A 24,359-nucleotide genomic window follows, 5' to 3' on the forward strand; every position below is an offset into this window, starting at 1 on the left:
GGTTCGGGGTGGGGAAGACCACGTTTGTGGGGTCGGTTTCGGAGATCAATCCGCTGCGGACCGAGGCGGTGATGACGTCCGCGTCGGCGGGGATCGATGATCTGACGCACACGAGTGGGAAGACCACCACGACGGTGGCGATGGACTTCGGTCGTATCACGTTGGATCAGGATCTGATTCTGTATCTGTTCGGTACGCCGGGTCAGGATCGTTTCTGGTTCATGTGGGATGACCTGGTGCGGGGTGCGATCGGTGCGATCGTGTTGGTGGACACCCGGCGGTTGGCGGACTGTTTCCCGGCGGTGGACTACTTCGAGAACAGTGGTCTGCCGTTCGTGATCGCGTTGAACGGGTTCGACGGGCATCAGCCGTACTCGCCCGAGGAGGTGCGGGAGGCGTTGCAGATCGGCCCCGACGCCCCGATCATCACCACCGACGCCCGTCACCGGTCCGAGGCCAAGAGCGGTCTGATCACCCTCGTCGAACACGCCCTGATGGCGCGCCTGCGCTGAGGCCGTCTAGGCTGGCGGCCGTGCGCATCGCCAGATTCTCCATCGACGGCACCGTTGGCTTCGGCGTGGTCGAGGAGGAGCCCGCCGCCGATGGCGGGCTCCAGCTCGACATCATCAAGGGCCACCCGTTCGCCGCGTTCGAACGCTCGGGTCGCCGCGTGCCGGTGAGCCAGGTCCGCCTGCTGCCTCCGGTGCTGCCCAGCAAGATCGTGGCCATCGGCCGCAACTACGCGGAACACGCCCGCGAGCTGGGCAACGCCGTGCCCGAGGTGCCGGTCACCTTCTTCAAGCCGTCCACCTCCGTGATCGGCCACGGCGACGAGATCGTCTACCCCTCGATCTCCTCCGACGTGCACCACGAGGCGGAGCTCGCCATCGTCATCGGCCGCCTCTGCCGCGACGTCCCCCGCGAGCGTGCCCGCGACGTCATCCTGGGCTACACCTGCGCCAACGACCTGACCGCGCGCGACGTCCAGCAGCGCGAGACGCAGTGGGCGCGTGCCAAGGGCTTCGACACCTCCTGCCCGCTCGGCCCCTGGATCGAGACCGACCTCGACCCGGCCGACCTCGCCGTGGGCTGCACGGTCAACGGCGAACAGCGGCAACTCGGCCGCACCAGCGAGATGGTGCGCTCGGTCGAGGACCTGATCGTGCACATCACCGAGTCGATGACCCTGCTCCCGCAGGACGTCATCCTCACCGGCACCCCGGCCGGCGTCGGCCCCGTCCACGTCGGCGACGAGGTCGCCGTCACCATCGAAGGCATCGGCACTCTCACCAACAAGGTCGTCAAGCGTGACTAGCCCCGACTCCCCCGCCCCGATCCGCGTCCGCTTCTGCCCGTCCCCGACGGGCAACCCGCACGTCGGGTTGGTGCGCACCGCCCTGTTCAACTGGGCGTTCGCCCGGCACCACGGCGGCACCCTGGTCTTCCGGATCGAGGACACCGACGCGGCCCGGGACTCGGAGGAGTCCTACGAGGCGCTGCTCGACGCCATGCGCTGGCTGGGGCTCGACTGGGACGAGGGCCCCGAGGTCGGCGGCCCGCACGCCCCCTACCGGCAGTCCCAGCGGATGGACGTCTACGCGGACGTCGCCGGCAGGTTGCTGGCCGCCGGCCACGCCTACCACTGCTACTGCACCCCGGAGGAGCTGGCGGAGCGCCGCGACGCCGCCCGCGCGGCCGGCCGCCCCTCCGGCTACGACGGCAAGTGCCGCACGGTCACCGACGAGCAGCGCGCGGCCTACGAGGCCGAGGGCCGGGAGCCCATCGTGCGCTTCCGGATGCCGGACGCGCCGATCACCTTCACCGACCTGGTCCGCGGCGAGCTGACCTTCACCCCGGAGAACGTGCCCGACTACGGCATCGTCCGGGCCAACGGCGCCCCGCTCTACACCCTGGTCAACCCGGTGGACGACGCGCTGATGGAGATCACCCACGTGCTCCGCGGCGAGGACCTGCTCTCCTCCACGCCCCGGCAGATCGCGCTCTACCGCGCGCTGGGCGAGATCGGCGTCGGCACCGGCCGGGTGCCCGCCTTCGGCCACCTCCCCTACGTGCTCGGCGAGGGCACCAAGAAGCTTTCCAAGCGCGACCCCGAGTCCTCGCTCAACCTCTACCGGGAGCGCGGCTTCCTGCCCTCCGGGCTGCTCAACTACCTGTCCCTGCTCGGCTGGTCGATCGCCGAGGACCGGGACGTCTTCACGGTCGACGAGCTGGTGGCCGCCTTCGACATCGCCGACGTGGTGCCCAACCCGGCGCGCTTCGACCTGAAGAAGTGCGAGGCGATCAACGCCACCCACATCAGGGACCACCTCTCCACCGAGGACTTCGTCGCGGCCTGCGAGCCCTGGCTGCGCGCCCCGCACGCTCCCTGGAAGCCGGACGCGTTCGACCCGGTCGCCTTCGCCGCGCTGGCCCCGCTGGCCCAGACCCGGGTCACGGTGCTCTCCGACATCACCGACAACGTCGACTTCCTGTTCCTCGACGAGCCGGTGAGCGACGAGGCGTCCTGGCAGAAGGCGATGAAGCCGGGCGCCGAGGCCGTCCTCGGCACGGCGCGGGAGAACCTGGCCGCCTTGCCGGCGGCCGACTGGGCGGCGGAGCCCCTGAAGGCCGCCGTGCTCGCCGCCGGTGAGACCCACGGGCTGAAGCTCGGCAAGGCCCAGGCGCCGCTCCGGGTGGCCGTCACGGGCCGCACGGTGGGCCTGCCCCTGTTCGAGTCCCTGGAGGTCCTGGGCCGGCAGCGCACCCTGGCCCGGGTGGACGAGGCCCTGACCCGACTGACCGCGGGCTGACAACCCCGGCCCGGGGGGCGGCGGCCCAGGATCTCGTTTTGGACCACCGTCCCCCATCGGGTAGTGTTCTTCCTGCCGCCAAGGAGGCCAGACAGGCCGGAAACCAAGGCGGTCACCCGAACAGAACCCCAGCCGGGGTTGAGTTTTGGTGGGGTATGGTGTAATTGGCAGCACGACTGATTCTGGTTCAGTTAGTCTAGGTTCGAGTCCTGGTACCCCAGCACGATCTTTCACGAGATCAAGGCCCCCGTTGTGTAGCGGCCTAGCACGCCGCCCTCTCAAGGCGGTAGCGCCGGTTCGAATCCGGTCGGGGGTACGGTGATCCACCAGGATCTCCTTGTGAGCCCCCGTTGTGTAGCGGCCTAGCACGCCGCCCTCTCAAGGCGGTAGCGCCGGTTCGAATCCGGTCGGGGGTACTCGACGGCACGTGGCCTCCTCGCTCAGGCGAGGGGGTCTTTGTCGTGTTCGGGCTCATGCCGGGCCGGTGTCGAACCGGCGGCTCGCCTCCTCGGCCTGGGCTAGCCGGCGCAGGCTCAGCAGCACCGGCTCGTAGAGCACCGTCAGGGCGACGGCGGCCTCGAGTTGGGTGGTGGGCGCCTCGAACTCCTCGACCAGCGCGACCTCGTGGGCGGCCAGCTCGGCCGCCAGCCGCCCGTAGGGCAGGAGTTGGGACACCTCGCAGGGGTAGCCGAGCCGCAGCAGCGCGGCGAGCGAGGAGACCAGCGAGACGTGGGCCGGGTTCTCCGGCACCACGCGCCAGCCGAGCAGCGTCTGCAACTCCTCGGCGGTGTGCTCCGCCGCCTCCGTGGTGGCCTGGTCGCCCTCCGTGACCCGGGCGGCGCCCGGGAGCGCGGCGACCGCCGTGCCGAGGCGGGACAGCTGGTCCATCGAGTCGTCGTCCACCGCGGCCAGCACCTCGCGGGCGGTGGCCACCGGCACCCGCCCCACCTGCACGAGTGCCCGCACCAGGCGCAGCCGGCGCAGGTGCTCCTCGTCGTACTCGGCCTGGGTGGCGCTGACCCGCCGGCCGGGCGGCAGCAGGCCCTCCCGCAGGTAGTACTTGATCGTCGCGATGGAGACCCCGCTGCGCTCGCAGAGCTCGGCCAGCCGCATCGTCCTCGCCCCCCTCTTGCATTCTTCCTTGGTGAGTGGCACTATCCAATCATGGATAGTGAGGCTATCCAAGGATGGGTCGGAGAAGAGGCGGGAGCCATGGCGGCGAGGATCATCGAGGGCCGGATGACGGCGGCCGACAACGGGGGAGTGACGGTCTTCCTGATCGGCATGCGGATCAACAGCTTCTGGCGGCTGGGGTCCTGGTGGCCGACGTTCCTGGCGATGCCGAGGATGCTGAGGGAGCTCTCCCGGGAGCGGGAGCGCGGGATGCTCGGCTACCGACTGCTGTTCGGCGGGCCGCGGCTGATCTACGTCGTGCAGTACTGGCGATCGCACGAGGAGCTGCTGGCCTACGCCTCCGCTCAGGACGGGCTCCATCGGCCGGCCTGGGCGGCGTTCAACCGCCGGCTGCGCGCGGGGCGGGGGAGGGTCGGCTTCTGGCACGAGACCTATGTCGTGCCGGCCGGGGCGCACGAGCAGTTCTACCTGAACATGCCGCCCTTCGGGCTGGGCGAGGCCACCGGCGTCATACCGATCGGTCGGCGCGGAGAGCGGGCCGCCGAGCGGCTCGCCGTCTAGCGGAGGCGCCGGGTTCAGCCCCCGGTGCGCCGCAGGGCCTCGGTGAGGCGGCCGGCGGCGTCCAGCAGGGCCTGGGCGTGCATCCGGCCGGGGTGGCGGGTCAGCCGCTCGATCGGCCCGGAGACGGAGACGGCCGCCACGACCCGGTTGGACGGCCCGCGCACCGGCGCCGAGACGGACGCCACACCGGGCTCCCGCTCGCCGATGGACTGGGCCCAGCCGCGGCGGCGCACCCCGGAGAGCGCGGTGGCGGTGAACCGGGCGCCCTGGAGTCCGTGGTGCAGCCGCTCGGGCTCCTCCCAGGCCAGCAGGATCTGGGCGGCCGAGCCGGCCTTCATGGGGAGCGTGGAGCCCACCGGCACGGTGTCCCGCAGCCCGGAGAGCCGCTCGGCGGCGGCCACGCAGATCCGCATGTCGCCCTGGCGCCGGTAGAGCTGGGCGCTCTCCCCGGTCAGGTCGCGCAGCCCCGTCAGCACCGGGCCCGCGGCGGCCAGCAGCCGGTCCTCGCCGGCCGCGGCGGCCAGCTCGGCGAGCCGTGGGCCCAGCACGAACCTGCCCTGCATGTCGCGGGCCAACAGCCGGTGGTACTCGAGCGCCACCGCCATCCGGTGCGCGGTCGGCCTGGCCAGCCCCGTCGCCCCGACCAGACCGGCCAGTGTGGCCGGCCCGGACTCCAGGGCCCCGAGCACCAGCGCCGCCTTGTCCAGAACGCCCACACCGCTGGAATCGCCGCTAGAGTTGTCCATGCAACGATATTCGCGTCTCACACTGTGAAACGCAAGTTCAATTTTCGAGAGAAGGCGGCAGGCTGGGGGGCAGTGTTCCGCGTCGTGTGCGCGGAGCGCGGTCACCGGCCACGTCCGGCCGAGGCTCCCGCCGCCCGGGGCGGGCCCCGGGAGCGGACGAGGGCCACCCGAGACCAGCGGCGATGCCGGAGGGAATGCGATGGGACGGACACTGGCGGAGAAAGTCTGGGACGACCATGTCGTCCGGCGCGCGGAGGGCGAGCCCGACCTGCTCTACATCGACCTCCACCTGCTCCACGAGGTGACCAGCCCGCAGGCCTTCGACGGGCTGCGCAAGAACGGCCGCCGGGTGCGCCGCACGGACCTCACCATCGCCACCGAGGACCACAACACCCCCACGCTCGACATCGACAAGCCCATCGCGGACCCGGTGTCGCGCACCCAGCTGGAGACCCTCCGCAGGAACTGCGCGGAGTTCGGCGTCCGGCTGCACCCGCTGGGCGACGCCGAGCAGGGCGTGGTGCACGTCGTCGGCCCGCAGCTCGGCCTGACCCAGCCGGGCACGACCGTGGTCTGCGGCGACAGCCACACCTCCACGCACGGCGCGTTCGGCGCGCTGGCCTTCGGCATCGGCACCAGCCAGGTCGAGCACGTGCTGGCCACCCAGACGCTGCCGATGGCCCCGTTCCGCACCATGGCGGTCACCGTGCTCGGCGAGCTGCCCGCCGGCGTCACCGCCAAGGACCTGATCCTGGCGATCATCGCCAGGATCGGCACCGGCGGCGGCCAGGGCTATGTCGTCGAGTACCGCGGCGAGGCCATCGAGAAGCTCTCGATGGAGGCGCGGATGACCATCTGCAACATGTCGATCGAGGCCGGCGCCCGCGCCGGCATGATCGCCCCCGACGAGACGACGTTCGCCTACCTGAAGGGCCGCGACCACGCGCCCGAGGGTGCCGACTGGGACGCCGCGGTCGCCTACTGGAAGACGCTGCGCACCGACGAGGACGCCGTCTTCGATCACGAGGTCGTCATCGACGCCGCCGAGCTCGCGCCGTTCGTCACCTGGGGCACCAACCCGGGGCAGGGCGCGCCGCTGTCGGAGTCCGTGCCCGACCCGGCCTCCTTCGCCGACCCCAACGAGCGCACGTCGGCCGAGCGGGCCCTGGAGTACATGGGGCTCACGGCCGGCCAGCGGCTGCGGGACATCTCGGTGGACACCGTGTTCGTCGGCTCGTGCACCAACGGCAGGATCGAGGACCTGCGCTCGGCCGCCGCCGTGCTCGACGGCCGGCAGATCGCGGACGGGGTGCGGATGCTGGTGGTGCCCGGTTCGGTCCGGGTGGCGCTGCAGGCCGTCGAGGAGGGCCTGGACAAGGTGTTCACGGCCGCCGGCGCCGAGTGGCGGCACGCCGGGTGTTCGATGTGTCTGGGCATGAACCCCGACCAACTCGCCCCCCAGGAGCGCTGCGCCTCCACCTCCAACCGCAACTTCGAGGGCAGGCAGGGCAAGGGCGGCCGCACGCACCTGGTCTCGCCGCAGGTCGCCGCCGCCACCGCGGTCACCGGCCGGCTCGCCTCCCCGGCCGACCTGGCCACCGCCCCCACCCCCGTCGAGGTCTGAGGTCACCGAAGGACATGGAAGCTTTCACCACCCACACCGGCCGCGCGGTCCCGCTGCGCCGGAGCAACGTCGACACCGACCAGATCATCCCCGCGCACTGGCTCAAGAAGGTCACGAGGGACGGTTTCGAGGACGGCCTGTTCGAGGCCTGGCGCAAGGACCCGGAGTTCGTGCTCAACCGGCCCGAGCGCGCCGGCGCCACCGTGCTGGTCGCCGGACCCGACTTCGGCACCGGCTCCTCCCGCGAGCACGCCGTCTGGGCCCTGCAGAACTACGGCTTCAAGGCCGTGATCTCCCCCCGCTTCGCCGACATCTTCCGGGGCAACTCGCTGAAGAACGGCCTGCTCACCGTGGTGCTCCCGCAGGAGACCGTGGACACGCTGTGGGCGCTGGTCGAGGCCGACCCGGCGGCGGAGATCACCGTCGACCTCGTCGAGCGCAAGGTGGTGGCCGAGGGGATCGAGGCGGGCTTCGAGCTCGACGAGAACGCCCGCTGGCGGCTGCTCGAAGGGCTCGACGACATCAGCATCACGCTGCGCGACGAGGACCAGGTGGCCACCTTCGAGGCCGGCCGCCCCTCCTTCAAGCCCCGCACCCAAGTGGCCTGACACTCCGGGCCGCTGCCCGTTCGACGCGACGCCCCCGCCGGTTGTGACCGGCGGGGGCGTCGCGCGTCTTCCCCCGTACGACACGGGCGTTGGGGGCTTAGAGGGCGATACCAGTGCCAAGGTGGCACAATCGGCGACATGGAACGCGACGGTCAACTCGAACTCTACGACCGCCTCGCCGCTCGACTGAGGGACGCGCACCGCACGGTGCGGGCCCTGCAAGTGCCTGAGGACGTACGGCAAGCTCTCACCCGGAAGCTGCTGATCATCACCGCGGCGGCCAAGCAGGACCTGCCCGGCGCCGCGCGTCGTCTGGACCGGCTGATGGAGGACGTTGACGCGGGGTGGCCGGCTCGGGATCGGCCCGGCGAACGTCGCGACGCGACCTCGTGAAGGTCTCGCGATGGTCGAGTTCGTTGCGACACAAGGGTGATTAGCCCGTTTCGCGTTTGATTTGCGGAATATATCTGCCTAACGTGCGAAAAAGCTTGGACACATTCGTTCCAGCAATGCCTGCGAAGGGGAAGACGTGAACAAGGCGCAACTCGTAGAGGCGATTGCCGACAAGGTTGGCGGCCGCCAGCAGGCCGCCGACGCGGTCGATATCGTCCTCGACGCCATTATCCGCGCGGTGGTCGCGGGCGAGCGGGTCTCGGTGACCGGCTTCGGATCGTTCGAGAAGGTCGACCGGCCCGCCAGGTACGCCCGCAACCCGCAGACCGGTGAGCGGGTGCGGGTCAAGAAGACGTCGGTGCCGCGCTTCCGCGCCGGCCAGGGGTTCAAGGACCTGGTGGCCGGGACCAAGAAGCTTCCCAAGAACGACGTCGCGGTGAAGAAGGCCCCGAAGGGCAGCCTCTCCGGCGGCACGACCACCAAGAAGGCCGCGACCAAGAAGGCGGCGGCCAAGAAGGCCACGGCGAAGCGCACCACGGCCGCGAAGAAGACCGTGGCCAAGAAGACGACGGCCGCGAAGAAGACCACGGCCAAGAAGACCACCGCGAAGAAGGCCGCGGCCAAGAAGGCTCCGGCCAAGAAGGCCACCGCCAAGAAGGCCCCGGCCAAGCGAGGGTCGTCCCGCTCTGCCACCAAGAAGGCCACGTCGCGTCGCAGGTGACGGCCTCAGCGCGCGGCCACCCCCGCGGGCCGGTCTCCCTCCCGGAGCCCGGCCCGCCGTCGTTCCGATCCCTCGGCCGAGCACCTATGCTCGGCGCCATGCAGGCCACCGCTTACACCTACGATCCCGAGACCCGCTCCGGCAGCGTCCTCCTGGACGACGGCACGCCCCTGGAGTTCGGCGCCGACGCCTTCGACGCCGGCGGCCTCCGCCTGCTGCGGCCCGGTCAGCGGGTCCGGATCGAGGTGACCGGCGCCGGTGAGCGGCGCGTCGTCACCTTCCTGACCCTGCAGACGCTGTAGGGGCCGCGGGGGCGGTCAGCCTCCGCACCCGGGCCGCCGTGCGCGGCCCGACGCCGAGCGCCAGCGCGTCGCGCAGGTCGTCGCCGGTGTCCACGTCGCGCCGAACGCTTTCGACTCCGTCGAGCAGAAGTTCGGTTGCGCCCGATGCGTCGTGGCGTGACCTGGAGCGCCCACCGAACGCCGGCTCAAGGGGCATTCCGGGCATCGCCGCGAGCAACGTTGTACCCACCCCCGCGGCGTCCGCGAGAAAGCTCCGGGACCGCTCGCCCGCCGCCGCCAGCACCCGCGCGAGCTCCGCGGGGCGCAGTGCCGGCAGGTCCGCGTTGAGCGCGGCCACGGCGGCGCCGGGATCCTCGTTCCTGACGGTCGACTCGCCGTGCGCGAGCGCCGCGTTGAGCCCGCGCCCCGGCCGGTCGGGCGTGACGGCCGCGCCGAGCGCCGTCAACCGCTCGCCGGCCAGCGGATCGTCGGTCACCACCAGCACTTTCCGCACCAGCGGGCAGGCCAGCGCGGCCGACACCGTGTCCTCGGCGAAGGCCAGCGCGAGGGAAGGCCGCAGCGCCTCCCCGGCCGTCGGGGTCAGCCGGCTCTTGGCCAGGCGCAGTGGTTTCAGCGGCACGAGCAACGCCCAGCCGGGACCATCCGTGTCACGCACGGTGTCATTCTCCCTTCCTCCCTGGTGTCTCGTCCGTCGGCGCGAAGGCCGCTCGCCGGGCGCCCACGACGGCGCATTAGGGTGCAAACTTGGACCGTCGCGGCGGCGGATCGAGCTGCTGGACAGCCCCCCACCCCGGGGCGACACTTGTGCGACTGTCCGCAGCGGACCGCGCCGGAGCAGTGCAAGAGGAGATGGTGTCCCAGTGTCTCGCCGCAGAATCGGCTTCTGGTACCGACTGGCCGCATTTCTGGTAAAACCGACGATGAGCATGCTCTTCAAGCGGGACTGGCGTGGAATGGAGCATATTCCCGGTGAGGGGGGATTCATCGCGGCGGTGAATCACAACTCCGTTCTCGACCCCTTCTCCTACGCGCACTTCCAGTACAACACCGGGCGGGTCCCCAGATTCCTGGCCAAGGACAGTCTGTTCAACCGGGCCGTGGTCGGCCGGTTCATGCGGGGCACCGGGCAGATTCCCGTCTACCGCGAGACCGGCGACGCCGCCGACGCGTTCCGCGCCGCCGTCGTGGCCGTGCGCTCCGGCGAGTGCGTCACCTTCTACCCGGAGGGCACCCTCACCCGTGCCCCCGGGCTCTGGCCGATGCAGGGCAAGACCGGCGCCGCCCGGGTGGCGCTCGCCACTCGGGCCCCCGTGATCCCCGTCGCCCAGTGGGGCGCCCACGAGGCGATGCCGCCCTACGTGGCGCGGGGCAAGTTCCGTCCCGTTCCCCGCAAGACGCTCACCGTCGTCGCCGGCCTGCCCGTGGATCTGGGGGAGTTCTACGACCAGGAGCCCACGCCCGAGGTGCTCCGCGAGGTCACGGACCGGATCATGGACGCCGTCACGGCCCTGCTCGCCGGGATCCGTGACGAGATCCCGCCCGTGGAACGCTATGTTCACCGGAGTACATCGGCTGACCGGCGTGGCTCGGTGAGCGCGCCTGAGGAGGAGAAAGCGGAGTGACACGCGTCGCCGTCTACGGCACCGGATCCTGGGGGACCGCCTTCGCCATCGTCCTGGCGGACGCGGGTTGCGAGGTGACGTTGTGGGCCCGCCGCCCCGAGGTGGTCGAGGCCGTCAACGCCACCGGGACCAACCAGGAATACCTGCCCGGCGTCCGGCTGCCCGAGTCGGTCCGTGCCACCGCCGACCCCGCCGAGGCCGCGCGGGGCGCCGAGTTCGCCGTGCTCTCCGTGCCGTCCCAGACGCTGCGCGACAACCTGGCCGGCTGGGCCGGGCTGCTGGCCCCCGACACCGTGCTCGTCTCGCTGATGAAGGGCATCGAGCTCGGCACGGCGAAGCGGATGAGCGAGGTCATCGAGGAGGTGGCCGGCGTCGGCCCGGAACGGGTGGCCGTGCTGTCCGGGCCCAATCTGGCCCCGGAGATCGCCGAACGCCAACCGGCCGCGTCCGTCGTCGCCTGCGTCGACGAGACCGTCGCCAAACGGCTCCAGGCCGCCTGCCACACCCCCTACTTCCGGCCCTACACCAACACCGACGTCATCGGCTGCGAACTCGGCGGCGCCGTCAAGAACGTGATCGCGCTCGCCGTGGGCATCGCCGACGGCATGGGCCTGGGCGACAACACCAAGGCGTCCCTGATGACCCGTGGGCTCGCCGAGATCAGCCGGCTCGGCCTGGCCATGGGCGCCGACGCGCTCACCTTCGCGGGCCTCGCCGGCATGGGCGACCTGATCGCCACCTGTTCGTCGCCGCTCTCCCGCAACCACACCTTCGGCACCAACCTCGGGCGCGGCATGACCCTCGAGGAGACCATCGCCGTCACCCGGCAGACCGCCGAGGGCGTCAAGTCCTGCCGCTCGGTCCTCGATCTGGCGCGGCGTCACGGCGTCGACATGCCGCTGACCGAGACGGTGGTGCGCATCGTGCACGAGGGCACGTCCCCGCAGGTGGCGGTGGGTGAGCTGATGTCGCGAACCGCCAAGGCCGAGCAACACTGACTGCCGCCCTCCCGTTAGGTAGCCTCAGGGGGTTATGAGCAGCGAGATCTCCCCCCAGAGCCCCCACGCCAAGCCGCGCGTCGCCGTCGTCTTCGGCGGGCGTAGCTCCGAGCACACCATCTCGGTGGTCACCGCAGGAGCCGTGCTGCGGGCCATCGACCGTGACCGCTACGACGTGCTTCCCATCGGCATCACCACGGACGGCCGTTGGGCGCTCACGGCCGACGATCCCGACCGGATGGCGATCGTCGAGCGCTCGCTGCCCAGCGTCGAGCAGATCGCCGAGCCGGGTACCGGCGACGTGGTGCTGCCGATCGGCCCCGGCCGGCGTGAGGTGGTCTACTCCGAGGCCGGCTCGGTGCCGAAGGACCTCGGCGACGTCGACGTCGTCTTCCCGATGCTGCACGGCCCCTACGGCGAGGACGGCACCCTGCAGGGGCTGCTGGACCTGGCGGGCGTGCCCTACGTCGGGTCCGGGGTGCTGGCCTCGGCGGTCGGCATGGACAAGGAGTACATGAAGCGGGTCTTCACCTCCTTCGGCCTGCCGGTCGGTCCCTACGTGGTGGTGCGGCCCCGCGAGTGGGAGGCGGACCGGGGCGCGGCCCTGGCCCGGATCACGGACTTCGCCGACGAGCACGGCTGGCCGCTCTTCGTGAAGCCGGCCCGCGCCGGCTCCTCGATGGGCATCTCCCGGGTCGCGGACCCGGCGGACCTGCCGGCGGCCGTCGAGGAGGCCAGGCGGCACGACCCCAAGATCATCGTGGAGTCGCTGCTGCGGGGCCGGGAGATCGAGTGCGGTGTCCTGGAGTTCGAGGACGGCGCCCGCGCCAGCCTGCCGGCCGAGATCCCGCCGGTCTCCAGCCACGACTTCTACGACTTCGAGGCCAAGTACATCGACTCGGCCGACGGGATCGTGCCGGCCCCGCTGACCCCCGAGGAGACCGCCCGCGTCCAGGAACTGGCGGTCCGCGCCTTCGACGCGGCCTCCTGCGAGGGGCTCGTCCGGGCCGACTTCTTCCTGCAGGAGAACGGCGAGTTCGTCATCAACGAGATCAACACGATGCCGGGCTTCACACCGATCTCGATGTTCCCGCGCATGTGGGAGGCGAGCGGTGTGAGCTACCCCGAACTCGTCGACCACCTCCTCCAGACGGCACTCCGCCGCTCGACGGGCCTCCGCTAGCCGAACGGGCACGGCCGCGGAACGGGCATGGCTGCCCTGCCCGTCCCACCCTCTGATGCGACGCGGGCCCGGCACCGGGCCGGCCCGGCCGGGTACCCGCCGGCGCGGGGCGCGTGGGCGCGGGCGCCAGGCGCGGTACGTGGTCCTGGCGAGGGGGCGTTCACTCCGGTCCGGTCGGGCGCGAGCGCGGGCCGAACCGAGGCTGTTCACGGGCGCGACCCCGTGAACAGCCGGCCGACGGCCGTGCCGGGGCACCCGCCTCGGCAGGGGGAACGGCCCGGCCCGGGGCCCCGACGGCCACCGCCCGGCTAGTGGTGGTCCGGCGGGGAGTGGAGCGCGTCCGGCGGGATGTGGTCGAGGACGGCGGCGGCCACGTCCAACAGGGGGTTGACCTCGGGGGCGTAGTCGTCGGGGACCGTCATCTCCACGAAGAACTCCCGCTCCGCCGTGGTGAACCGGGCGCCGTCCGACTGTTCCTCGTACAGCCAGGTCACGTCGTTCACGCCCACGAACTCCGCGCCGGGGTCGTAGGTCTCGCTGCCCGCCGTCATCACCGCCGGTTCGGGCACTCCGCAGCGCAGCACGATCGCCGGGTCGCCCCAGACGGCCACGTAGGGTGAGTCCCCGGCGGCCGTGCCCCGGGACTCACCGTCCACCTCGTCCGGGAGGTCGGTGGCCAACGCCTCGCAGGCCCGCGCCGTCTCGCCCGTCGGCGACGGCGCGGTCACCTCGGGGCCGCCGGCGGACGAGTCGCACGCGCCGGCGGTCAGGAGCACCGTGGCGGCCAGCAGGCCGCGGCGTATCGGAGACCGCACCCCGCGAGCATACGAGGGCTCAGAGGTGGACGATCGGGCAGGTCAGGGTCCGCGTGATACCCGCCACCCCCTGGACCTTGGCGACCACGAGCCGGCCGAGGTCGTTCACCGTCTCCGCCTCGGCCCGCACGATGACGTCGTAGGGCCCTGTGACGTCCTCGGCCTGGAGAACGCCGGGGATTCCGGAGATGACGTCGGCCACGGTGGACGCCTTGCCCACCTCGGTCTGGATCAGGATGTACGCCTGTACCACGGGTCCTCCACGGCGGCTACGAGGAACGGGGGCGCTACCGTAGCGCGTCGTGACCGGCACTGGGAGACTGCGGCGGGTGCTGATCACGGCAGGTTGACCCGTGGTCCGGCGAGATGAGCATGAGGAGAGCTGAGTGAAGGGGACTGTGGGGGAGCTCGGGGAGTTCGGGCTGATCCGGGAACTCACCTCCCGGATCGGTGGCGCGCCCGCCGTGCGGCTCGGTCCGGGGGACGACGCCGCGGTGGTCGCCGCGCCGGACCGGCGGGTGGTCGCCAGCACCGACATGCTCCTCGAGGGCCGGCACTTCCGCCGCGACTGGTCCACCGCCTACGACGTCGGCCGCAAGGCCGCCGCCCAGAACCTCGCGGACGTCGCCGCCATGGGCGCCGTGCCGACCGCCCTCCTGCTCGGCCTCGTGGTGCCGGCCGAACTCCCCGTCACCTGGGCCCTGGAACTGATGGACGGCATCAGCGACGAGTGCCGGGTGGCCGCCGCCGGGGTGGCCGGCGGCGACATCGTGCGCGGCGAGACGATCATGGTCTCGATCACCGCGCTCGGCGACCTCGGCGGGCGCGAGCCGGTCACCAGGAGCGGCGCCAGACCGGGCGACATCATCGCCGTCACCGGCTGGCTCGGCTGGTCGGCCGCCGGGCACGCCGTGCTCTCCCGCGGCTTCCGCTCCCCGCGTGCCTTCGTCGAGGCGCACCGCCGCCCCGAACCGCCCTACCCGGCGGGTCCCGCGGGCGCCGCGCTCGGCGCGACCGCGATGACGGACGTCAGCGACGGCCTCATCGCGGACCTGGACCACATCGCGGCGGCCAGCAAGGTGCGGATCGACATCCGGTCGGCCGCGCTGGACATTCCCGCGCAGATGTCGGACATCGGGCAGGCCGTCGGCGTCGATCCGCTGCACTGGGTGCTCACCGGCGGCGAGGACCACGCCATCGTCGCCGCCTTCCCGTCCGAGACCAAGCTGCCGGCGCGCTGGCGGCCGATCGGCGAGGTGTTGCCGGCCAGGGGCCGGGGCGTGCCGCGGGTGACGGTGGACGGCGCGGCCTGGGAGCAGGCCGGCGGCTGGGACCACTTCGCCGGCTGACGCGGCCGCTGAGTACCGTCGGGGCATGGGAACACCACCGCGCACGCCGCCGCGCGTGCTGACCGTCGCCGGCTCCGACTCCGGCGGCGGCGCCGGCATCCAGGCGGACCTCAAGACCATGCTGGCGCTCGGCACCCACGGCATGAGCGTGCTCACCGCGGTGACCGCGCAGAACTCGCTCGGCGTGCAGGGCGTCTGGGAGCTGCCGGCCGACGCGGTGCGGGCCCAGTTCCGGGCGGTGGTCGACGACATCGGGGTGGCGGCGGTCAAGACCGGGATGCTCGCCTCCGCCGACCTGGTGGAGACCGTGGCCGGCCTGCTCGCCCCGCTCGACGTGCCCGTGGTCGTCGACCCGGTGGGGGTCTCCAAGCACGGTGACCCGCTGCTCGCCGTCGACGCCCTGGACGCGGTGCGCGGCCGGCTGCTGCCGCTGGCCACCGTCGCCACCCCGAACCTGGCCGAGGTCGCCCAGCTCACCGGGGTCGTGGTGGAGGGCGAGGACGATCTGCGGCGGGCGGCCGACGCCGTGCTCGGGTACGGCCCGCGCTGGGCGCTGATCAAGGGCGGTCACCTGTCGGGCGACGCCACCGACCTGCTGACCGACGGCACCGTCGAGCACTGGCTCCGCGCACCCCGCCTCGACAACCGGCACACGCACGGCACCGGTTGCACCTACGCCTCGGCGATCGCCGCCCGGCTGGCCGCCGGCGACCCGGTGCCCGAGGCGGTGGCGGCGGCGAAGGAGTACGTGACCGGCGCCATCCGGGCCGGCTTCGCGTTGGGCGCCGGCATCGGGCCCGTGCACCACGGGCACGCGCTGGCACCACGACCGGGCGGCGCCCCGCCCGCCGGCCTGTCATAAGCTGCCAGCGGCCGCCCGCCGGCCCGGCAGCACAAGCCCCGAGGAAGGACCACCCGTGTCGCATCCACTGGACGCCGACGCGGTACGGCGCTGGTGCCGGATCGCGCTGGACGCCGTGGGCGGCGCCCGCGAGGACATCGACGCGATCAACGTCTACCCGGTGGCGGACGGCGACACGGGCACCAACCTCTATCTCACCCTGGAGTCCGCGGGGCAGGCCGTGGCGGCCGCGGCCACCGGGAGCCCGACCCTGGCCGAGGCCGTCCGCGGCATGGCGCACGGCGCGCTGATCGGCGCCCGGGGCAACTCGGGCACCATCCTGGCCCAACTGCTGCGCGGCATGGCCGAGGTGTTGGCCGAGACCGAGACCGAGGCCGAGACCGAGACCGAGGCCGGGAGCGAGGCCGGGACCGGGACCGGCGGCGGGAACGCCGGCGGGGCCGCGGCGGGGGCCGGCGCGGACGCCGTGCGGCGCGCGCTGCGCCGCGCCGCGACCGGCGCCTACCAGGCGGTCGCGCACCCCGTCGAGGGCACCATGCTCACGGTCGCCACGGCGGCCGCCGACGCGGCCGAGCGCGCCCCCGGCACGACCGCGGCCGACGTGGTCGCGGCGGCCTGCGCGGGGGCCCGCGGCGCGCTCGCCGCCACCCCGGGGCAGCTCGCGGTGCTCGCCGAGGCGGGCGTGGTGGACGCCGGCGGCTGCGGCCTGGTCGCGATCCTCGAAGCGCTGGACGCCGCGTTGTCCGGCCGCGCGCCCGACGTCTCGTTCCGCGAGCGGCTGGGGCGCGCCGGCCGGCCGGGGGCTGGGCCGGTCGGTGGGGGCGCCGAGTGCCCGGTGGCCGCGCACGCCTCCTACGAGGTCATCTATCTGCTCGACGCGTCGGACGAGGCCACCACCAGGCTGCGTGACCGGCTCGACGCGCTGGGCGACTCGCTCGTCATAGGCGGCGGGGACGGGCTGTGGCACGTCCATCTGCACACCGCCGAGCCGGGCCAGGCGGTGGAGGCCGGCGTCGAGGCCGGCCGCCCGCACCGGATCAGGATCACGGCGCTCGGCGGCGAGGCCGCGCCCCCGGCGGGCGCCCCCCGGGCCACGGGGCGCGCGGTGGTCGCGGTGCTGCCGGGCGACGGCCTGGCCGGACTCTGCGCCGAGGCCGGCGCCACCACGCTGACCGCCCGACCCGGCGAGGCGCCGGGCGCCGGCGAGTTGGCCGCCGCGATCGTCGGCGCGGCCGCCGACGAGGTGGTGCTGCTGCCCAACGACGACGAACTCTGGCACGCCGCTGCGGCCGCCGCCGAGCAGGCCCGCGTCGCCGGCGTCCGGGTCGCGGTCGTGCCGACCCGCTCCCCGGTCCAGGGCCTGGCCGCGCTCGCCGTGCACGCCCCGGAACGCCGCTTCGACGAGGACGTGGTCGCCATGACCGCGGCGGCCAGGGCCACCCGGTTCGGCGAGGTGGACGTGGCGGAGCGGCAGTCGTGGACCATGGCCGGGGTCTGCCAGGCCGGCGACGTGCTCGGCCTCGTCGACGGCGACGTCGCCGTGATCGGCGCCGACCCGGCCGAGGTGGCGAGCGAGGTGCTCGAGCGCATGCTGGGCGGCGGCGGTGAGCTGGTCACCCTGGTGCTCGGCACCCGGGCGCCCGCCGGGCTCGCCGACCGGCTCGGCGAACAGGTGCGCCGCGGCCACCTGGGCGTGGACACCGTGGTCTGCGCGGGCGGCCAGAGCGCGCCGCTGCTGATCGGCGTCGAGTAGGCCCGGCGGGTCGCGCGGTCCGGTGGGCCAGCGGGCCAGTGGGCGCCGCGGGCACGCCTTGTCGGTGGGATGGTGTGCAATGGCAGCGTGACCGCGTCGCAAGAACCCCTGGCCCAACCTCTGGGAAAGGTCGTCGGTGGCACCACCGCCAAGGTGATGGCCGCCCATCTCGACCTGCACACGGTCGGCGACCTGCTGCACCACTATCCCCGGCGGTACGCCGAGCGCGGCGAACTGACCGGCCTCGCCGACCTGCCGCTCGACGAACACGTCACGGTCGTCGCCGAGATCGCCGACGCCCGCGCGCACACGTTCAACCGGGGCCGCGGGGCCCGCCTCGAGGTGACCCTCACCGACGGCCGTGGCCGGCTCCAACTGGTCTTCTTCGGCCACCGGGCCGTGCACCACCACGAGAAGGTGCTGCTGCCCGGCCGGCGCGGCATGTTCGCCGGCAAGGTCTCCCGGTTCAACCGCGTCCTCCAGCTCTCCCACCCCGCCTACGAACTGCTCGACGAGGAGTCGGGCGACGAGGCGGTCGCGGAGTTCGCCGGCCGGCCGCTGCCCCTCTACCCGGCCTGCAAGCAGCTCGAGTCCTGGCGCATCGCCAAGTCCGTGGCCGTCGTGCTCGACTCGCTGGCGGCCACCGGATGGGCCGGCCTCGCCGACCCGCTGCCGGTGGCACTGCGGGACGGCCGCGGGCTGCTGCCGCTCTCCGAGGCGTTCGAGAAGGCGCACCGGCCGCGCGGCCGGGCCGAGATCGCCCAGGCGCGCTCCCGCCTCAAGTGGGACGAGGCGTTCGTGCTCCAGGTCGCGCTGGCCCGCAGGCGCCGGGTCGCGGCCCAGCAGCCCGCCGTGCCCCGGCGGCCCGCCCCCGGCGGTCTGCTCGAAGCGTTCGACGCCGGGCTCCCGTTCACCCTGACCGACGGGCAGCGCCGGGTCAGCGAGGAGATCTTCGAGGACCTCGCCCGCGACCATCCGATGCACCGGCTGCTCCAGGGCGAGGTCGGCAGCGGCAAGACCCTGGTGGCGCTGCGCGCGATGCTGGCCGTCACGGACTCCGGCGGCCAGTCGGCGCTGCTCGCCCCCACCGAGGTGCTCGCCCAGCAGCACCACCGCTCGATCACCGAGATGCTGGGCGGTCTCGCCGAGGGCGGCATGCTGGGCGGTGCCGAGCGCGGCACCAGGGTCGCGCTGCTCACCGGCTCGATGGGGGCCCAGGCCAGGCGCCGGGCGCTGCTCGAGGCCGTCACCGGCGAGGCGGGCGTGGTCATCGGCACCCACGCCCTGATCGAGGACGTGGTGCGCTTCCACGACCTGGGGTTCGTCGTGGTCGACGAGCAGCACAGGTTCGGCGTCGAGCAGCGCGACGCGCTGCGCGGCAAGGGGGAGCGCCCGCCGCACCTGCTGGTGATGACGGCCACCCCGATCCCGCGCACGGTCGCCATGACGGTCTTCGGCGACCTGGAGACCTCCGTCCTCGACCAACTCCCCGAGGGGCGCTCGCCGATCGCCAGCCACCTGGTGCCGGCCCGCGACAAGCCGCACTTCCTGGACCGGGCCTGGCAGCGGGTGCGGGAGGAGGTGGCCGCCGGCCACCAGGCGTACGTGGTCTGCCCCCGCATCGGGGACCCCGCCACGGGCGAGGCGGCGGACGAGCCCGCCGGGAAGAGCGATCCCGAGGGCGAGGAGCGGCGTCCGCCGCTGGCCGTGCGCGACGTGGCGGAGCAGCTGTCCGGCGGCCCGCTCGCCGGGCTGCGGGTCGAGGTGCTGCACGGTCGCCTGGCGCCCGAGGCCAAGGACGACGTGATGCGCCGCTTCACCGCGGGCGAGGTGGACGTGCTGGTGGCCACCACGGTGATCGAGGTCGGGGTGAACGTGCCGAACGCCACCGTCATGGTGATCATGGACGCCGACCGGTTCGGCGTCTCCCAACTGCACCAGCTGCGCGGCCGGGTCGGCCGCGGCTCGGCGCCCGGGCTCTGCCTGCTGGTCAGCGAGGCGCCGGAGGGCGGCCAGGCCCGCGCCAGGCTGGAGGCGGTGGCAGCCACCACGGACGGCTTCGAGCTCTCCCGGATCGACCTGGAGCAGCGCCGCGAGGGCGACGTGCTCGGCGAGGCCCAGTCGGGCGGGCGCAGCAGCCTGCGGATGCTGGCCGTCATCGACGACGAGGAGCTGATCGCCGAGGCGCGGGCCGAGGCCACCGCGCTGGTCGACGCCGACCCGGAGCTGGCCGGCGCACCGGAGCTGCGCGCCGCCCTCGACTCACTGCTCGACGCGGACCGCGAGGAGTTCCTGGAGAAGGGCTGACGGAGGCCGCGAGCGGGGCCGCGAAAGGGCATCTGACGCCCCGTCAATTGTCAGTGCCGCCTGCGAGGATGACATCAGTCGAAAGGCGGAGGGCGCGGGTTTCTCCCAGGCCCGCGCGCCGCCAGGACCGGACCCTTGGGGGTTGCTCGCATGGCATTCCGGCACACCAACGAACTGCCGCTCGGTGACAAGATCTTCCGCATCGAGCTGGCCAGCGACGACGACATCACCGTGACCCTGACCCTGATCGGCTGGCGCGAGGGCCGGCAGGGGGCCCCGCTGGCCTCCGGCACCCTCACCATGCCGCTGGCCGACGTGCCCACGCTGCGCATCGCCCTCAACCGCGGGCTCCGCGCCCTGGCGCTGGCCGCCGACGTGGCCGAGCCCATCCCCGACCGCGACATCCTGCGCGAGCTCTTCCCCGGCCACGGCGCCCCCTGGGTGCCGCGGCACGAGGAGGACCTCACCCAGCGCTTCCACGCCGGCGAGACCATAGCCAGGATCGCCGCCCGGTTCGGCCGCACGCCCGACTCGGTGCGCACCAAGCTCCGTGAGCTCGGTCACGACCCGCGCCGCCCGGAGTACTGCCCGCCGGACGGCTGTCTGTCCTGGTCGCGCTACGTTTCCCCGGCCCTGGTGGGCTCGGCGGCGCCGCAGGAGGGCTGACGGGGTGAGATTCGAGCGGGAGGTGGGATCCTCCCGCTCGTCCCGATCGTCATAGAAGTATCCGCATTTCCACCCCTGGCGCGGCCGTTCGTGATTCGGTAAAACGGTCACCCGGACCGCAGTCGAGGCACTACGGTGAGTGCGCCAGGGGCGGGCTCAGGAGAGGCAAACCGGGAGGATTCCGCATGACCGATCGGCCAGAGGCGCTGCCGGAGCGGGAGGCCCCGTCCGTCGCGGAGCTCGAGCGGATGTTCATGGGCGGTGCCTGGCCCGGCACCGGGTTCGGGGCCGCACGGCCCGCCGCCCTCGGCGTCCGCATCCCCGGCCAACGCGCCTACCCGGGCGCGGACTCCAGGGACCACGCCCGGCGCCTGCTGCGTCGCGCGGTCAACGAGGACCGGCCGGGCGACGAGGTGGTCGACCTGGTCACCGGCGCCCGCGGCTACGACATCGAGCGGCTGCCCGAGCTCTACCCCCGGCCGGACGACGGGCGTTGGTGCGCGCTCTACGAGCACGCCTTCCTGATGGCCGACGACACCGAGCTCTGCCTCTACGAGCTGGAGCACGACCACACCCCGGACCGCCGGCTGGTCTGCGAGGTCTACCCCGACGAGATCACCGCGGGCCTCGCCGCCCGGCGGTGGGAGCCGCCCGTCACCTGACCCGGTCGGCGCACCGGCGATCGGGCGGGCCGAGGAGCCGGGCCGCCGGGGCCGGGTGGCCCCGACGGCCGGCGTCCCGTATAGCGTGGTGGGGACAGACGGCCCCACGGAAGAGCTCTGCGAAGGACGCCCATGACGCGCGTGATCGCCGGCACCGCCGGCGGCCGGCGGCTCGCCGTGCCGCCGGGCGGCGGCACCCGGCCCACCTCGGACCGGGCCCGGGAGGGCCTCTTCTCCACCTGGTCCGCCCTGTGGGGCCCGCTGGACGGAGCGCGGGTGCTCGACCTGTACGGCGGCTCGGGAGCCGTCGGTCTCGAGGCGCTCTCCCGCGGCGCCGCGCACGCCCTGCTCGTCGAGCAGGACGCCAGGGCCGCCAGGACGATCCGTGAGAACATCCGGACCCTGGGCCTGCCGGGCGCCGAACCGCGCACCGCCCGGGCCGAGCAGCTGGCCGCCACGCCGGCCCCCGGCCCCGCGTACGACCTGGCCTTCCTCGACCCGCCCTACGCCGTCCGCGACGACGATCTTCGGGAGATCCTTCTCACACTCGCCGCGAACGGCTGGCTCGCGGTCGAGGCCGTCGTCACCGTGGAGCGGAGCACCCGCGGGGGCCCGTTCGCATGGCCGGCCGGTTTCGGCGGTCTGCGTTCGCGCCGCTACGGCGAGGGAACGCTCTGGTATGGCCGGACCGCCGACCACCACGTCACCGACCACGTCACCGACCGGTCATGACGAACCGGAATAACGAGGAGAGACCGTTGCGCCGCGCAGTCTGTCCGGGGTCCTTCGACCCCATCACCAATGGCCATCTCGACATCGTCGCCCGCGCGTCGAAGCTCTACGACGTCGTGCACGTCGCGGTGATGATCAACAAGTCCAAGCAGGGCCTCTTCACCGTCGAGGAGCGCATCGCCCTGATCGAGGAGTGCACCGAGAGCTACGGCAACGTGGTCGTGGAGGCCTTCCACGGCCTGCTCGTGGACTACTGCAAGCAACGTGACATCCCGGCCATCGTCAAGGGGCTCCGCGCGGTGAGCGACTTCGACTACGAGCTGCAGATGGCCCAGATGAACAACGGACTCTCGGGCGTGGAGACCATGTTCATCCCCACCAACCCGATCTACAGCTTCCTCTCCTCCAGTCTGGTCAAGGAGGTCGCCACCTGGGGCGGCGACGTCGCGCACCTGGTGCCGGAGCCGGTGCTGCGCGCCCTCCGGGAGAAGCTGGCCCGCGACTGACCCGTTCCGGGACTTCGCCGCCGGGCGGCGCAAACGCTGCCCGGTGGCGCCTCGTTGCCCGTACCCTCGATGTTCGTGGACGTACAGCAGAAACTCGACGAGATCGCCGCGGCGGTCCAGAGCGCCAAGAGCATGCCCATGTCGGCGTCCTGTGTGATCAACCGGTCCGAGCTGCTGGAGCGGCTCGAGCAGGTGCGTTCGGCGTTGCCCGGCTCCCTGGCCCAGGCCCAGGAGGTGCTCGGGGACCGCGAACAGGTCGTCGCCCAGGCGCAGGAGGAGGCCAGGCGGATCGTCGAGGCCGCGCACTCCGAGCGCGGCTCGCTGGTGGGGAACACCGAGGTCGCCCAGCAGGCCAGGAACGAGGCCACCAGGATCCTGGCGGAGGCCCGCCGGGAGGCCGCCGAGGTCAAGGCCGAGGCCGACGACTACGTGGACAGCAAGCTCGCCAACTTCGAGGTCGTGCTGGGCAAGACGATCGGCTCCGTGGACCGCGGCCGGGAGAAGCTGCTCGGCCCCGACCGGGGTGACCAGGCCGAGTTGCTCGCCAACGCCGAGGCCTACGTGGAGGCCCAGTTCGGCGCGATCGAGGCCGTGCTCCGCAAGACCCTGGAGGCCGTCGGCCGCGGCCGGCAGAAGCTCACCGGGTACCGCCCGATCGACGAGCTGGCCGAGCACGTGGCGGCCCAGGACGCCGGCGCGGCGGACGGCGGCGCCCGCCCGGCCGACGCCTACCAGCAGCAGGACCATGAGCAGGGCATCTACGACTACCTCGGGATGGCGAGGGCCGAGCAGCCGGCCGGCGCCGGCTACCCCGAGGCCGACCCCTACGCGGCGCTCCAGCCCACGGCGTCCACCGGCGGCTACGGGCAGCAGCAGGACGGCTATGCCCAGGAGGGCTACGCCCAGGGCGGCGGCTACGGGCAGCAGGAGTCCTACCAGGGCCAGGACGTCTACCCCGGGCAGGACGCGTACGCCGGCCAGGCCGGCTACGGCGGGCAGGGCGCCGCCGGCGGCTACGCCCAGGAGCCGCCCTACGGCGGCCAGCCGGCGCTCCCCGCCGTGCCGACCCAGCCGCCGTCCTACGACTACCGGCCGGCCGGCACCCTGGACGAGGCCAGCCTGTTCGACACCAGCATGATCGACGCGGAGCAGCTGCGCCGCTACCAGCAGGGTCAGCACTGAGGCCACCGCCGGGCCCGCTCCGAGCCGGCTCGGATTGGGTGCCGGCCGGCCCGTGAAGTATGCTGACTGTTCGGCCGCGTCATCGTCCTCGATCGCGGCTGCCGCCCGGCCCCCGGTCAACAACTCGGTCTGGAGCCGTCGCGCGGCGCCACGCGGCCACCGCCATCGCGAGAAAGCAGAAAGCCCTGAACGCCCCGCTGGATCACCGAGCCCCCCTCGTGTTCGACACACGCGAGCTGGGGCGGCGTCCCGGTGCGCTCAAGCGGATCTCCCGCACGGTCGAGGCCCCCGCGGACCTCGGCGTCGAGGTCATCGGCGTGCCGACGGGAGCCGAGCTGGACGTGGACCTGCGCATGGAGTCGGTGATGGAGGGGGTGCTCGTCACGGGCACCGCCCGCGCGCCGCTGGCGGGGGAGTGCGTAAGGTGTCTGGAGCCGCTGACCCTTGAGGTCGAGGCGGACTTCCAGGAGATGTACTCCTATCCGGACCTCGAAGGCCACGGCCGCTCGGCCGAGCCGGCCGACGAGGACCGGGACGAGGAGACGCTGTACCTCCAGGCCGACCTGTTCGACCTTGAGCCCGTGCTGCGGGACGCGGTGGTGCTCGCACTGCCGCTGCAGCCGGTGTGCCGGGACGACTGCCCGGGCCTCTGCCCCGACTGTGGGGCACGGCTCGCGGACGATCCGGACCACCAGCATGACGAAGCCGTCGACATCCGTTGGGCGGCGTTGCGTGAGTTCGCCGGCCTCCGGTCGGCCAGCTCCGAAGGCAACCAAGAGAAGGCACCCCGCGACAGCGGGGACGATCCACAGGAGAAGTAGCC

Annotated in this window: 27 protein-coding genes and 3 tRNA genes; 25 read left to right on the forward strand and 5 right to left on the reverse strand. The window is 72.9% G+C overall.

All coding sequences use genetic code 11. The annotated features are described in order from the left end of the window. The 6 genes from E1283_RS01880 to E1283_RS01905 all read left to right on the forward strand — a co-directional run. Positions 1-512: GTP-binding protein (locus E1283_RS01880; RefSeq protein WP_132815857.1), on the forward strand; the 512-nt coding region annotated here is incomplete at its 5' end. Positions 513-532: 20 nt separating this feature from the next. Continuing rightward, positions 533-1,315, forward strand: a complete 783-nt coding sequence (locus tag E1283_RS01885) for a fumarylacetoacetate hydrolase family protein (RefSeq protein WP_132815859.1) — start codon at positions 533-535, stop codon at positions 1,313-1,315. After that, entirely contained in the window at positions 1,308-2,810 is a 1,503-nt protein-coding gene (gltX, locus tag E1283_RS01890; protein ID WP_132815861.1) for a glutamate--tRNA ligase, read from the forward strand. Before E1283_RS01885 ends, gltX begins: the two co-directional genes overlap by 8 nt. Before the next feature lie 149 nt (positions 2,811-2,959). Continuing rightward, positions 2,960-3,031, forward strand: a tRNA-Gln gene (locus E1283_RS01895). A 22-nt stretch (positions 3,032-3,053) separates the two neighbouring features. Further along, positions 3,054-3,126, forward strand: a tRNA-Glu gene (locus E1283_RS01900). 27 nt (positions 3,127-3,153) lie between these two features. Next, positions 3,154-3,226: transfer RNA gene (locus E1283_RS01905), tRNA-Glu, on the forward strand. A gap of 55 nt (positions 3,227-3,281) precedes the next feature. On the opposite strand, the gene E1283_RS01910 is transcribed toward E1283_RS01905, so the two are convergent. Next, positions 3,282-3,923 carry a MerR family transcriptional regulator gene (locus E1283_RS01910; RefSeq protein ID WP_132815863.1) on the reverse strand — a complete coding sequence of 214 codons (642 nt, stop codon included), beginning with the start codon at positions 3,921-3,923 and terminating at the stop codon, positions 3,282-3,284. Between the two features lie 99 nt (positions 3,924-4,022). Between E1283_RS01910 and E1283_RS01915 the strand changes: the two genes are divergently transcribed. After that, entirely contained in the window at positions 4,023-4,505 is a 483-nt protein-coding gene (locus tag E1283_RS01915; protein ID WP_207930264.1) for a DUF4188 domain-containing protein, read from the forward strand. Positions 4,506-4,519: 14 nt separating this feature from the next. Here E1283_RS01915 and E1283_RS01920 read toward each other — a convergent pair whose 3' ends face one another. Then, a complete protein-coding gene (locus E1283_RS01920; RefSeq protein ID WP_132815865.1) occupies positions 4,520-5,251 on the reverse strand; it encodes an IclR family transcriptional regulator in 732 nt (243 codons plus the stop codon). A gap of 199 nt (positions 5,252-5,450) precedes the next feature. On the opposite strand from E1283_RS01920, the gene leuC reads away from it, so the two are divergent. The 5 genes from leuC (at position 5,451) to E1283_RS01945 (ending at position 8,899) form a co-directional block, all read left to right on the forward strand. Further along, positions 5,451-6,875 (forward strand): 3-isopropylmalate dehydratase large subunit, encoded by a 1,425-nt coding sequence (gene leuC / locus E1283_RS01925; RefSeq protein ID WP_132815867.1) that lies wholly within the window; start codon positions 5,451-5,453, stop codon positions 6,873-6,875. A gap of 14 nt (positions 6,876-6,889) precedes the next feature. Further along, the gene (gene leuD, locus E1283_RS01930) at positions 6,890-7,483 is read left to right on the forward strand and encodes a 3-isopropylmalate dehydratase small subunit (protein ID WP_132815869.1); all 594 of its coding nucleotides are present in this window, start codon (positions 6,890-6,892) and stop codon (positions 7,481-7,483) included. Positions 7,484-7,621: 138 nt separating this feature from the next. Next, positions 7,622-7,876 carry an SCO5555 family protein gene (locus E1283_RS01935; RefSeq protein ID WP_132815871.1) on the forward strand — a complete coding sequence of 85 codons (255 nt, stop codon included), beginning with the start codon at positions 7,622-7,624 and terminating at the stop codon, positions 7,874-7,876. A gap of 136 nt (positions 7,877-8,012) precedes the next feature. Then, positions 8,013-8,597, forward strand: coding sequence for an HU family DNA-binding protein (locus tag E1283_RS01940; protein WP_132815873.1), 585 nt, complete (start codon positions 8,013-8,015; stop codon positions 8,595-8,597). 98 nt (positions 8,598-8,695) lie between these two features. After that, a complete protein-coding gene (locus E1283_RS01945) occupies positions 8,696-8,899 on the forward strand; it encodes a hypothetical protein (protein WP_132815875.1) in 204 nt (67 codons plus the stop codon). On the opposite strand, the gene cofC is transcribed toward E1283_RS01945, so the two are convergent. Next, positions 8,871-9,554 (reverse strand): 2-phospho-L-lactate guanylyltransferase, encoded by a 684-nt coding sequence (gene cofC / locus E1283_RS01950; protein WP_243744543.1) that lies wholly within the window; start codon positions 9,552-9,554, stop codon positions 8,871-8,873. The two genes, E1283_RS01945 and cofC, sit on opposite strands and share 29 nt — an antisense overlap. Positions 9,555-9,759: 205 nt before the next feature. On the opposite strand from cofC, the gene E1283_RS01955 reads away from it, so the two are divergent. The 3 genes from E1283_RS01955 to E1283_RS01965 are packed head-to-tail and all read left to right on the forward strand — an operon-like array spanning position 9,760 to position 12,702. Beyond that, the gene (locus tag E1283_RS01955) at positions 9,760-10,521 is read left to right on the forward strand and encodes a lysophospholipid acyltransferase family protein (RefSeq protein WP_132815879.1); all 762 of its coding nucleotides are present in this window, start codon (positions 9,760-9,762) and stop codon (positions 10,519-10,521) included. Further along, positions 10,518-11,519 carry an NAD(P)H-dependent glycerol-3-phosphate dehydrogenase gene (locus tag E1283_RS01960; RefSeq protein WP_132815881.1) on the forward strand — a complete coding sequence of 334 codons (1,002 nt, stop codon included), beginning with the start codon at positions 10,518-10,520 and terminating at the stop codon, positions 11,517-11,519. The genes E1283_RS01955 and E1283_RS01960 overlap by 4 nt, the downstream gene beginning before the upstream one ends. A gap of 34 nt (positions 11,520-11,553) precedes the next feature. Beyond that, the gene (locus tag E1283_RS01965) at positions 11,554-12,702 is read left to right on the forward strand and encodes a D-alanine--D-alanine ligase family protein (protein WP_132815883.1); all 1,149 of its coding nucleotides are present in this window, start codon (positions 11,554-11,556) and stop codon (positions 12,700-12,702) included. Between the two features lie 308 nt (positions 12,703-13,010). On the opposite strand, the gene E1283_RS01970 is transcribed toward E1283_RS01965, so the two are convergent. Continuing rightward, on the reverse strand, positions 13,011-13,517 hold the full coding sequence (locus E1283_RS01970; RefSeq protein ID WP_243744544.1) for a DUF3515 domain-containing protein: 507 nt from the start codon (positions 13,515-13,517) through the stop codon (positions 13,011-13,013). Positions 13,518-13,536: 19 nt separating this feature from the next. Then, the gene (locus E1283_RS01975; protein WP_132815885.1) at positions 13,537-13,770 is read right to left on the reverse strand and encodes an Lrp/AsnC family transcriptional regulator; all 234 of its coding nucleotides are present in this window, start codon (positions 13,768-13,770) and stop codon (positions 13,537-13,539) included. A 133-nt stretch (positions 13,771-13,903) separates the two neighbouring features. On the opposite strand from E1283_RS01975, the gene E1283_RS01980 reads away from it, so the two are divergent. From E1283_RS01980 to E1283_RS02025, 10 genes are all read left to right on the forward strand, one after another. After that, positions 13,904-14,866: a thiamine-phosphate kinase gene (locus E1283_RS01980; protein ID WP_132815887.1), complete on the forward strand. Its 963-nt coding sequence runs from the start codon at positions 13,904-13,906 to the stop codon at positions 14,864-14,866. A gap of 25 nt (positions 14,867-14,891) precedes the next feature. After that, positions 14,892-15,728 carry a bifunctional hydroxymethylpyrimidine kinase/phosphomethylpyrimidine kinase gene (gene thiD, locus E1283_RS01985; protein ID WP_132815889.1) on the forward strand — a complete coding sequence of 279 codons (837 nt, stop codon included), beginning with the start codon at positions 14,892-14,894 and terminating at the stop codon, positions 15,726-15,728. A 55-nt stretch (positions 15,729-15,783) separates the two neighbouring features. Further along, positions 15,784-17,481 carry a DAK2 domain-containing protein gene (locus E1283_RS01990; RefSeq protein ID WP_132815890.1) on the forward strand — a complete coding sequence of 566 codons (1,698 nt, stop codon included), beginning with the start codon at positions 15,784-15,786 and terminating at the stop codon, positions 17,479-17,481. A 69-nt stretch (positions 17,482-17,550) separates the two neighbouring features. After that, positions 17,551-19,788 (forward strand): ATP-dependent DNA helicase RecG, encoded by a 2,238-nt coding sequence (gene recG / locus E1283_RS01995; RefSeq protein ID WP_132815892.1) that lies wholly within the window; start codon positions 17,551-17,553, stop codon positions 19,786-19,788. A 150-nt stretch (positions 19,789-19,938) separates the two neighbouring features. Further along, entirely contained in the window at positions 19,939-20,454 is a 516-nt protein-coding gene (locus E1283_RS02000) for a hypothetical protein (protein WP_132815894.1), read from the forward strand. Positions 20,455-20,639: 185 nt separating this feature from the next. After that, positions 20,640-21,116 carry a DUF6227 family protein gene (locus tag E1283_RS02005; protein ID WP_132815896.1) on the forward strand — a complete coding sequence of 159 codons (477 nt, stop codon included), beginning with the start codon at positions 20,640-20,642 and terminating at the stop codon, positions 21,114-21,116. A gap of 132 nt (positions 21,117-21,248) precedes the next feature. Continuing rightward, positions 21,249-21,848 carry a 16S rRNA (guanine(966)-N(2))-methyltransferase RsmD gene (gene rsmD / locus E1283_RS02010; protein ID WP_132815898.1) on the forward strand — a complete coding sequence of 200 codons (600 nt, stop codon included), beginning with the start codon at positions 21,249-21,251 and terminating at the stop codon, positions 21,846-21,848. A gap of 26 nt (positions 21,849-21,874) precedes the next feature. After that, positions 21,875-22,354, forward strand: coding sequence for a pantetheine-phosphate adenylyltransferase (gene coaD / locus E1283_RS02015; protein WP_243744545.1), 480 nt, complete (start codon positions 21,875-21,877; stop codon positions 22,352-22,354). A gap of 75 nt (positions 22,355-22,429) precedes the next feature. Next, a complete protein-coding gene (locus E1283_RS02020; protein WP_132815902.1) occupies positions 22,430-23,536 on the forward strand; it encodes a cell division initiation protein in 1,107 nt (368 codons plus the stop codon). Positions 23,537-23,754: 218 nt separating this feature from the next. Next, entirely contained in the window at positions 23,755-24,357 is a 603-nt protein-coding gene (locus tag E1283_RS02025) for a YceD family protein (RefSeq protein WP_243744546.1), read from the forward strand. Positions 24,358-24,359 lie beyond the last annotated feature (2 nt).

It is taken from the genome of Streptomyces hainanensis, from assembly GCF_004348415.1.
GTDB lineage: Bacteria > Actinomycetota > Actinomycetes > Streptomycetales > Streptomycetaceae > Streptomyces > Streptomyces hainanensis.